This is a genomic window from Pseudomonadota bacterium, from assembly GCA_026388315.1.
GTDB lineage: Bacteria > Desulfobacterota > Syntrophorhabdia > Syntrophorhabdales > Syntrophorhabdaceae > MWEV01.
Map to the genome: position 1 here is coordinate 20,622 of JAPLKA010000019.1, position 9,271 is coordinate 29,892.

Genomic DNA, 9,271 nt, shown 5'->3' on the forward strand with positions numbered 1-9,271 from the left:
GCTACCACCCCAGATGCTTCATGGCGTTCTGCAGCCGCTTGGAAGAGTAGCCGCTGTTCGCCCTGTCTATTGTATTGATAAACGAGATTATCTGGTTTACGACATTCACGTTTTTAGAGTATTTGTCAAACTCCTGCATGAGCCCATTTGTTGCATTTATGTACCGCTGTGCAGGGATGTCGCCGCAGGTGTTCTTTGTTGCGTTGTTCTTAAAGATGCCTATATATGAATAGACTACATTCATGGCGTAAGCTACCGCAGTCACATCGCATATGCTGGCGACCATAGCATCCGCTAATGCGGGCGATGCGTTTATCGCTGAACGCAGAGCGGAAGCCACCGGAACTAAAGGTGTAGAATTTATAAAATTTTTCTCATTGATACTCAGAGGGGTGCCTTCGGTCATCTTGTCCTTTATGCTTATCAGCATGTCCAGTGAATATTTTTTGTAGCCTTGGAAACTTTCTACGGTCGTCTTTGTAATTTTCTCACATGTCCCGTCACTGAAACTGCCCGTTGTACACCGCCATACCATAAGCGGATTATCGGCAGTTGCCCCTTCGATGATGTCTGTTAAGGTGATGGTAGGCGGGTAGTCGGTACATTCTCCCATCGGTGTTTCAGCTCCTCCCTCACCCTCACCTACCATCGGCGCCTTTGTTCCGAGAAGGCTTATGGCAATCTCCATCTGCGCCTCGTTTAGTGTATTTCCTGTCGGCCTTATGTTGTCCATAGTCGATACTCCAACCTTACTCAACGACTTTTTGCCGTCTCGCGCAGCATCATAGATGGACTTATGAATATCGTCGATCCCCTTACTCATCGTATCCATCCACCCCTTAACCGGTGACCAGAACCCATCGCTCGTACCGTCGAGACCGGTAAGCTCACCTGAACCAGCAATGGCCGTTTGCAGATGTGCTTTGATGGGTCCCCCCACAGTATTAATCGCTGCTTTTGCTGCCGTACAGGAGTCGAGGCCAAACTTGTTCACCGAATCGGCAAAACCTCGCAGCGATTTCAGGACGCTGTTGCACGTAGGACATACGGCTTCGAGAGCCATATGAAAGGCATATCCGATTGCAGCCGTTCCAGCACTCTGTAAAAACCTTTTAAATTCCTCGGCATTGATAAACTGGAACCCCCCGAAGAACATATCCACACCGCCGCATCCCGCCTTGAGATCCGGAAGCTGCACCGTAAGAGGCGCCATGTACTTTGTCGGCGCCCTTGCAGTGAGAGAACCTCCCATAAGATATCCTCTTGACTGGCTGTGGTAAGCACCTCCCTCTGAGTGCGTTCCGCTCATCCCGAGATCGTCGAACACGCCTCTCAGTTCACTTGCAACATCCGAATTCGCCGTATTACCGGTCAGAATTATCAGTGCCAAAACTGTGATCAGCAGTACGGAGAAACGTTTCGATCCCCTCTTTCTCAATAGGTCTCTCATAGTTAAACAGCCTCCTTTCAAGTTCAAAATTATCTATAAAACCCTGAGCAACTAGGTCTATCTTCTTTTCGGAAGGTATTACGATATATATGGAAGGTACGCTTTCCACGCCGATGGTCGCAACGATCCCGTTGTCTGCTACGGCATCCGGATATTCCGGCAGCGTTTTCTTATCAACTGTTATGGCAAGCACCTCCATGCCGTATTTGTCTTCGAACTTTTTGAGCTCTGCCGCCTGCTTACTGCACGCCGGACAGGAAGAGGAATGAATAAAATACAGCCCTGCCCTCTCCTTCAGCGAGCTTATCGTATTTTCTATATCCCTGCTTGCATGAGTCAGTCCTTCGCTGAACAACAAATTAGGATACTTCATGATTGCCTTCTGCCATACCTTCGTGAAGTTATCCGCGAGGACCAGCATCGACTTGTTGTGCTCCATGTAAGCCTTTACATTATCTTCGGTCGGGTCCTCCATCGCCTTGCTCATAAGCTCCTTTCCTGTTCGTTCCATCCTTTCGGTGAACAATACGTTGCTTGCGGTCTGCTCTGGGAGGCGATCTTCCTCTTCTTCAGGCAGAGGAATCTCTACGTGTTCGTTGTAGAAGAACCAGCCGTCATCTTTTTCTGTCCACCATAAACTGCCCGTGGTGACCTCGCCCGCCATAAGAAACGTAGTAAAAAAGAATGGCACTGCAATGAGTATCGCAGATAACACCTTATTGAGATGCTTTAGCATTTTCTTTGATTTCATCGGTTATATCCTTATATTTACCATCAATAACGGCTTCCTTTCTCAGTATCAGCACGTTCTTGTTCTTTTTCATAAAATTATCGAGACTTTTATCCAGTGCATTGAGGAATTCAGTATATTCCTTCTCCAGCTTCACTCCAGCCTGTTCCTTATCTTCGCTGTCCCTATACTTCCTGATGATCTCCTGTTTCTTCTCTTCGGTGATTTTCTTTATATCTGCCGACAGAATGACGGGCATATTTCTGCCGCCGGTGTAATGACCCGAGAGCATACCCGCAGCAGCCCCCGATAAGACAGAAACAACTACGATGATGGTCAGATACTTTTTTGTCTTTCTCATGCTTTCTCCTTTGCATAGTATTAATGTTTTAAAAAAAGAAAAACCCGGATTTGCTCCAGGTTTTTTTATTCACTCGTGATTTTCCTGCATGATAACTTTCATGGGTTTTGCCCCTCAGGAATGAGAACGGCATCCTGTGTTGCCTCGGGAATGAGAACTGTGTCCTGTGTGTCCTGTTGTGTTGTCTCGGGAATGATAACGGTGTCCTGTGTTGAACCCATCACGTTCAAGCCACCTGCGAGAGCCCGGTTAGTACCGCCGATTATTTCGAAAGGGTTTCCGGTCAGAAGAGCGGCTATACCGAAGATAATATCCAAAACACCGGATACAAAAGCGGCTGGCTCGACTGAATCTCTCTCTGTTGTTGTGGTCACAAACTGTGTTGTGGTCCGCGGTGTGGCGCAAGCAGTAACAAAGAGCAGCATTATTGACATCGCAATTAATTTTTTCATGGGTTCCTCCGTTTGTACGTTTATATTTTTTCGTAATCTACTTGTTTGTTATATAGGGGTATTACTTCTGGACTGATAGTAAGCAACTACCGCAAAATCGTCTGTGACGGGGAGAGGTTCAAACGAAAAAACTATGAAGGATTAAATATCAATAAAATAAATCAGATTCAGTGCTTTGTTTTTCTTCTTTTCCTGACCGCTTGTTCTGCTTTCTGGTCCTGCTGATCTTTTGCGTGATTATGCGTCTTCAGCCTTCCGAGCTCATTCATTGCCTTCTGGAGGATCTTATACGCAAACTTCGGGGCAAAAAATCCTATGAACCCGACGAAGAGGATGACAGACGAGAGCACCAGGCAATGGCAAAACATTCCCAGGCGCATAACAACATTGGTAGAGATTTTATTCCATGTGTTTTTTCTGGATGGCATATTATGTCCTGTTTTCTATCAAATCTGTTGAGTCTCTGGGGAAATAGCTTTATTTTCTGTCGCTAAAACAGCTAAGTTCCCCTCCCCGCAATCCGAAAATAGCAAATACGTCTGGCGGTCTTACACCGGCCGAGGATGCGAATCGCTCCTGCGTGCATTCATTGCCTTAGATATTGTCGGCAGATCCCTGATCATTTTCCCGGATTTGCTCTCTGCGAGACGTATCTCGTAGAGCTTTTGCAGGTTCATCCAGAATTCTGGGTTTGTCCCGAAGAAATGACCGAGGCGCAAGGCGGTGTCCCCCGTTACAGAGCGTCGTCCGTTCAGGATTTCTGTAATACGGTTTGTGGGCACCTTGAGCTGGCGGGCAAGTTCCGCAGCGCTCATGTGCAGTTCTTCAAGCTGTTCAGCGAGATGTTCGCCGGGATGTATAGCGGTGCGTCCCATAATTATATCTCCTTAATGATAGTCAACGATCTCAACATTTGTCGGTCCCTTTGTTCCCTTGAGCCACTCAAAGCATATCCGCCACTGGTCATTGATACGGATACTGTACTGACCCTTGCGGTCTCCCCTGAGTGTCTCCAGATGATTACCGGGCAGATCCAGGTCAAGCAGCGACATGGCCGATTCGAGCTGGTCGAGCTTCATTTCCGCCTTATGTTCGATGCCCTCAAAGGCTTTAATCCGGTTTCCTGCGGCAAACTCCCGGGTCCGCTTGTCTCTGAAGCTCATGATCATCTTTTATTATAATTTGAGTTATGCGTTACGTCAAGCATAATGCTACATCTTGCGAAAAACGTAATCGGGGTTGTAGCAGCAAAAGAGAAGAAAACAACACTAAGCCCTCTTTTTCATTGATTGCCGAATTTGATCATAACCCAATCGGTGCGGCAAGACGACGTCAGACTCGCAAAAAAAACAGGCCCAAGGCGCTGAATACCGATAAAAGAAAGTTTACCGTAAGGCTATACGATGAGTAATAATATAATCATGTAATATCAACTACTTATTATATTATTAAAGTCTGAATACTGATTGACATCTAATTCTTTATAGTTCCTCTTGTATCAACACAGCCCCCAAATATCTTGACATGCCCGATAATACCTTGTAGCATTATCCAGTTAGAATAAACCATAAGGAGAGCTTAATATGTCGAATGTAATCAACCCGTTTAACTTGGGGAGCGTGCTAACAGACAATAAGTTTTGTAACAGGAAGAAGGAACTCGACGACCTCCTGACCCATGCAAGAAATTGTGTTAATGTTGTACTGTTCTCTTCACGGCGTCTCGGCAAAACCTCACTTGTAAAACGGGTTATGAATAATATCGCGATAGAGGACTATCTCACTATCTATGTTGATTTTCTCTCGGTTATCAGCGAAAAAGATGTAACAGAAAAGTTTTTTAACGCAGTTGTGAGAGGGGTAGGAGAGAACATAACGGAAAAATCATTTATAAATAAGGTGAAGCACCTGTTTACGAGAATATATCCATCAATAGATATAGGCCCTGACGGTATATCTCTCTCCGCAAAATATGATAAGTCGGAAACATTCAACCACCTTGTTGATGATATTTTTATAGGCCTGAATAAATATCTTAATAAAAATGACCGCAAATGCCTTATCATCTTTGACGAGTTCCAGGAAATTACCGGGCTCCCGGAAAGCAAACGCGTTGAGGGCATTCTTCGTGAATATATTCAGAACCAGCAGAACATATCTTTTTTCTTTGTCGGTAGCCGCCGCCGCATTCTACAATCAATGTTTACAGATTCAAAGAGGGCATTTTATCGAATGGGTTTTATATATGCTATGGGTAAGATCCCGAATGCTGAATTCATACCTTACGTTGTCGACTGTTTTAGAGAAACCGGCAAGGAGTGCCCGGATACAATAGTTGAGGACATGTATGAATATGTCAGCGGTAATACATATTATATGCAGAAACTATCACATATCCTTTGGAATATGATCACACCGGGGGAAAAGGCGACAAAAGAGATGTTTGATACCGCAAAAAATGAGCTCCTTAAAAGTGAGTCCTCCATCTTCCAGGGAACGTTCGTAGAGATGAATTTCGGAGAAAAAAAGCTGATCCGCGCGCTATCAGCAGAACCCACAGGAAAGCCATATGCAATCGAGTATTTATCAAGACATGGCCTTAATGCAGGCGGAGTACAAAAGAGCCTCAAATCGCTGGTTGACAAAGACGTTATAGAGAAAGAAGATGGTATATACCGATTGGTAGATGCGGTATTTGGCAAGTGGTGCAGCAAAAGGTAAACGAGGTATGGCAACGATTCTGGTGAAAATGGACCATCTTGATGTAACCTAATGGTTTGCACAAAACATTTTCAGACAAACCTCTTGACCTAATTGTCATACTGTAGCCCGGGTGGCAGATAGCGGCTCGCTAAGCGGTATTACGTATAGCAGGAAGGACTCCGCGCGTGACATTACTTCCATCTGATTTGTACCCGAATCTTGTCGCCATTGCAAATAAAAAATCTCAGCGTGATCATCCCTATCGTGATCGCTGAGAAAAGCACGGTATCTATATACGACTTGAAAACCCGCATTTTCATTCAAGTTGCCGTTCGATGAATCTCAGTCAATAACAAAAACCGAATGCCTGCCTTCGATAATCCTGTATGATCTATGTTTCCCCAAAGGTCTATAAAAAAAGGAGATAGACAATGACAGTAAGAGACGCTATTCACATTTTTAAAATATCACAGAAAAATATCCATAGGAAGAGAACCACAGACAGCTACCGCTACCTTCTTGAACATCTCGAAGATCATTTTACTGATATTCACGTGGAAGCGATCGCCCCTGAACACATCTACCAGTTTCTGGAGGCTTTAACGGAACATGCGGCCAAGTCAACCAGGAGATTGCGGTATGCCCAGTTAAAAGCATTCTTTAATTTCCTGATTAATGAAAAAAGACATCCCATGAAGAATCCTTGCCAGGATTCGATCATGGTCAAAGCCTTTAAAAGCCCAAGGATGAAACAGAGGGATATCCTCAGCAGAGAAAGTGTTGATGAAATCATTTATCGGAGCAAGAAGATCAGGGACAGGCTGATTTTGGAACTTCAAGCGAGGTGCGGCATGAGAATAGGCGAGGTCTTGAATCTCAGAGCGTCGGATATTACTGACCGAAAGCTGGTTATTCGGCAACCTAAATCCGGAAAGGATATGGAAGTTGCCTTTATGACGGAATCCATCGCAAAGAGGCTGTCTGAATATGTCCGTAGCTGTCAGCATGATCCGGAGGGCAGGATTTTCCCGATATGCTATTCCTCCGCCTTGTCCATGGTGAGAAAGCTTGGCAAAAAGATCGGAATCCACATTCGGCCCCACGACCTGCGTCGATATTCGGCCACCTATGCCAGTCGCAACGGCATCCCTCTGGAAGTGGTATCAAAGGTCCTTCTCAGGCATCAGGATCTTAAAACCACACAGATGTACCTGGGGAAAATCACCGATACGGAAGCAATAAGATGGATGGATGTGCTGCACGGTAATTAATGCATCTAACTGACCTTTGGGGAATCATTTTATTTTACACGCCGACTACCATCCAGCATCTGTAAGGATTGCCAGATGCTATACGTAGCAAAACCTGCTTTTTCTCTTAATATTAGTTATTTATTACTGTTTTCCTTTTGTCTGTTTTCTCTCTCTTTCACAATACCTTCTTCTTGTAAATATAGTATATGATCATCCGCTGCATTCAGTCTTTTTTGGAGTAACCATCCATCCCTGCATCCTGCCTGGCTCCACTGCATGACCACCTCGATTGCGTTATAGCAGTCCGCTGTACTTTCAGGTTTGATACTCTACGATATCGCCGGGTCGTGGTAATGTGGCTATGACCCAAGCGGAATGGATGGAATGTATTAAAATAATTGAGGGGACTTCACGTCCCCTCAATTGTCAAATCTTTTTAATCTCGCTATAAAACGCTATTTTGTGTCTGTGCGGTATTTGAATGAAATATTGAGCCTTACACGGTACGCAGTTACTTTCCCGTTTTCCATTGTTAAATCCTGTTTTACCACCGGTGCGTACAATGCAGAGCTTGTCAAGCTTATTTTGCATCCTACAGAGGAGCTTGACACATATAACTTCATGTGCTATTACAATAAATAAGAGGCACTCATAGCCAAGTATGGCATGAAGCCCGCAGCAACTTTGCGAGGTGGAATAAAGGTGAAGCACGCGATGTTTTTGCGAGCCAATCAACTCTGGGTGCCCTCCTGCTTTACAAAAAAAGTTATAGAACTGTTTCCTTTTGTTCATGGTAACCAAGATATAAAAATAAAGGTAGATACAACCCTGATAAAACTCAGGATTGTATCTACCTTTATGCTAATCGTTCACAGCTTGTTTATTCCTGGAAACTCTCCAGTCTCTTTTGCCTTGACGGGTGTTTCAGCTTTCTCAGGGCCTTGTTCTCAATCTGACGGATACGTTCACGGGTAAGTCCAAAAACATTACCAACTTCTTCCAGAGTATAATCGGTCTTCTCGCCGATGCCGAACCTCATCCTGATAACCTTCTCTTCTCTCAGGGTGAGGGTTGACAATACTTTGCTTATCTCTTCCTTAAGAGAGGTATCCACGAACTCCATATAAGGTGAAGGGGCTTCGGGGTCAGCGATGAAATCACCGAGTGTGGAGTCATCATCTCCGATCAGGGTTTCGGTTGATACAGTCACAGCGGTAGCCTTCATGATCTTTCTGACTTTCTCCAGGGGAAGGCCGGCTTTAAGAGAAATTTCTTCGAGGTCAGGCTTTCTCCCCAGTTCCTGGAAGAGGGCTATGCTCGCCTTGCTGATCTTATTCGTGGTTTCGAGTATATGGACCGGTACCCTGATGGTCCGCGCGTAATCTGCGATTGCCCTCTGTATGCCCTGCCTGACCCACCACGTTGAGTATGTTGAGAACTTGTAGCCTTTCTGATAATCATATTTTTCAGCGGCCTTCATGATGCCTATGTTCCCTTCCTGGATAAGGTCAAGAAAGGAAAGCCCCCTGTTCATGTATTTCTTGGCAATATTGATGACGAGCCTAAGGTTTGCCTCAACAAGCCTGTTCCTGACGATCTTCAGTCCGTTATCGATTTCGCTGAGTTCCGTCAATTTCTGTTTTAAGATCTTTGCCTCGCCGTCGTCCATGAACTTCATCTGTTGTGCGGTCTTCCTGATAATCTCTACGAGAACCTTCTTGTTGAGTTTGAGGTTAAGCAGGGCTTCTTCTGTTTTGTTCTCGATTGTCTTCAGGCTTTTCTCAAGTTCTTTCCTGTGTGGCTCATCCGTTCCCGGCAGTTTGCTTTTGATTTCTTCCTTTTTATCACAGAGGCTTTTTATCCTATTGATGGAGGATATGGTCTCCTTCTTATATTTCTCCTCATCTCTTTGCGTGTAGTTCATTTCATCGATGTTATTGATCACATCTACTATGTTTACGGTCTCTTCCTTCAGCTGCTGACCGATTTTCAGGAGCTCGTTCACTGCCTGTGGCAACTCAAACAGGATGTTCTTTGCCTTTTTTTCACCTTCTTCTATCTTTTTTGCTATCTGGTACTCTTCATCAGATGTGAGGAGTGATACATGTCCGATGTCCTTTAAATAGGCCCATATTATGTTATCTGTTCTTTCTGAAGGCACCTTTTCGGTTTCTCCCCAGTCCGTGCTCTCTTCCTCACGTGATTCAACCTTCTCCTGTATCGTTTCAACTACGTCGATATCAGATTCTGAAAGAAATTCGAATACATCTTCAATATCTTCGGGAGAAAAGATGTTCCGGGGGAGGAAATCGTTGATTTCGTC

The 9,271-nt window shown here is 44.7% G+C and carries 11 protein-coding genes; 2 read left to right on the plus strand and 9 right to left on the minus strand.

Annotated features, from left to right (window positions below):
• Window position 1: 1 nt before the first annotated feature.
• From NTX75_01290 to NTX75_01320, 7 genes are all read right to left on the minus strand, one after another.
• Window positions 2-1,450, minus strand: coding sequence for a conjugal transfer protein TraH (locus tag NTX75_01290; protein MCX5814863.1), 1,449 nt, complete (start codon window positions 1,448-1,450; stop codon window positions 2-4).
• A complete protein-coding gene (gene traF / locus NTX75_01295) occupies window positions 1,365-2,201 on the minus strand; it encodes a conjugal transfer protein TraF (GenBank protein ID MCX5814864.1) in 837 nt (278 codons plus the stop codon). Before traF ends, NTX75_01290 begins: the two co-directional genes overlap by 86 nt.
• Complete coding sequence (locus NTX75_01300) at window positions 2,167-2,541, minus strand: TrbI F-type domain-containing protein (GenBank protein MCX5814865.1); 375 nt, start codon at window positions 2,539-2,541, stop codon at window positions 2,167-2,169. The genes traF and NTX75_01300 overlap by 35 nt, the downstream gene beginning before the upstream one ends.
• Before the next feature lie 98 nt (window positions 2,542-2,639).
• Window positions 2,640-2,993 carry a hypothetical protein gene (locus tag NTX75_01305; GenBank protein ID MCX5814866.1) on the minus strand — a complete coding sequence of 118 codons (354 nt, stop codon included), beginning with the start codon at window positions 2,991-2,993 and terminating at the stop codon, window positions 2,640-2,642.
• 167 nt (window positions 2,994-3,160) lie between these two features.
• Window positions 3,161-3,421, minus strand: coding sequence for a hypothetical protein (locus NTX75_01310; protein ID MCX5814867.1), 261 nt, complete (start codon window positions 3,419-3,421; stop codon window positions 3,161-3,163).
• A gap of 120 nt (window positions 3,422-3,541) precedes the next feature.
• On the minus strand, window positions 3,542-3,868 hold the full coding sequence (locus tag NTX75_01315) for a HigA family addiction module antitoxin (protein MCX5814868.1): 327 nt from the start codon (window positions 3,866-3,868) through the stop codon (window positions 3,542-3,544).
• Between the two features lie 12 nt (window positions 3,869-3,880).
• Complete coding sequence (locus NTX75_01320; protein ID MCX5814869.1) at window positions 3,881-4,162, minus strand: type II toxin-antitoxin system RelE/ParE family toxin; 282 nt, start codon at window positions 4,160-4,162, stop codon at window positions 3,881-3,883.
• A 414-nt stretch (window positions 4,163-4,576) separates the two neighbouring features.
• Here NTX75_01320 and NTX75_01325 point away from each other — a divergent pair, with 414 nt between their 5' ends.
• Both NTX75_01325 and NTX75_01330 read left to right on the plus strand, forming a co-directional pair.
• Window positions 4,577-5,713 carry an ATP-binding protein gene (locus tag NTX75_01325; GenBank protein MCX5814870.1) on the plus strand — a complete coding sequence of 379 codons (1,137 nt, stop codon included), beginning with the start codon at window positions 4,577-4,579 and terminating at the stop codon, window positions 5,711-5,713.
• A 413-nt stretch (window positions 5,714-6,126) separates the two neighbouring features.
• On the plus strand, window positions 6,127-6,966 hold the full coding sequence (locus NTX75_01330) for a tyrosine-type recombinase/integrase (GenBank protein MCX5814871.1): 840 nt from the start codon (window positions 6,127-6,129) through the stop codon (window positions 6,964-6,966).
• A gap of 437 nt (window positions 6,967-7,403) precedes the next feature.
• On the opposite strand, the gene NTX75_01335 is transcribed toward NTX75_01330, so the two are convergent.
• Together NTX75_01335 and NTX75_01340 are read right to left on the minus strand one after the other, a co-directional pair.
• Window positions 7,404-7,571: a dodecin domain-containing protein gene (locus tag NTX75_01335; GenBank protein ID MCX5814872.1), complete on the minus strand. Its 168-nt coding sequence runs from the start codon at window positions 7,569-7,571 to the stop codon at window positions 7,404-7,406.
• Window positions 7,572-7,828: 257 nt separating this feature from the next.
• Window positions 7,829-9,271 (minus strand): sigma-70 family RNA polymerase sigma factor (locus NTX75_01340; protein MCX5814873.1); only part of this gene is annotated, 1,443 nt, incomplete at its 5' end.

Excerpts from the sequence above, each read along its gene's own strand:
- NTX75_01335 (MCX5814872.1), bottom strand. The coding sequence starts at position 7,571 with ATGAAGTTATATGTGTCAAGCTCCTCTGTAGGATGCAAAATAAGCTTG.
- NTX75_01305 (MCX5814866.1), bottom strand. The coding sequence starts at position 2,993 with ATGAAAAAATTAATTGCGATGTCAATAATGCTGCTCTTTGTTACTGCT.
- NTX75_01320 (MCX5814869.1), bottom strand. The coding sequence starts at position 4,162 with ATGATCATGAGCTTCAGAGACAAGCGGACCCGGGAGTTTGCCGCAGGA.
- NTX75_01300 (MCX5814865.1), bottom strand. The coding sequence starts at position 2,541 with ATGAGAAAGACAAAAAAGTATCTGACCATCATCGTAGTTGTTTCTGTC.
- NTX75_01330 (MCX5814871.1), top strand. The coding sequence starts at position 6,127 with ATGACAGTAAGAGACGCTATTCACATTTTTAAAATATCACAGAAAAAT.
- traF (MCX5814864.1), bottom strand. The coding sequence starts at position 2,201 with ATGAAATCAAAGAAAATGCTAAAGCATCTCAATAAGGTGTTATCTGCG.
- NTX75_01315 (MCX5814868.1), bottom strand. The coding sequence starts at position 3,868 with ATGGGACGCACCGCTATACATCCCGGCGAACATCTCGCTGAACAGCTT.
- NTX75_01325 (MCX5814870.1), top strand. The coding sequence starts at position 4,577 with ATGTCGAATGTAATCAACCCGTTTAACTTGGGGAGCGTGCTAACAGAC.
- NTX75_01290 (MCX5814863.1), bottom strand. The coding sequence starts at position 1,450 with ATGAGAGACCTATTGAGAAAGAGGGGATCGAAACGTTTCTCCGTACTG.
- NTX75_01310 (MCX5814867.1), bottom strand. The coding sequence starts at position 3,421 with ATGCCATCCAGAAAAAACACATGGAATAAAATCTCTACCAATGTTGTT.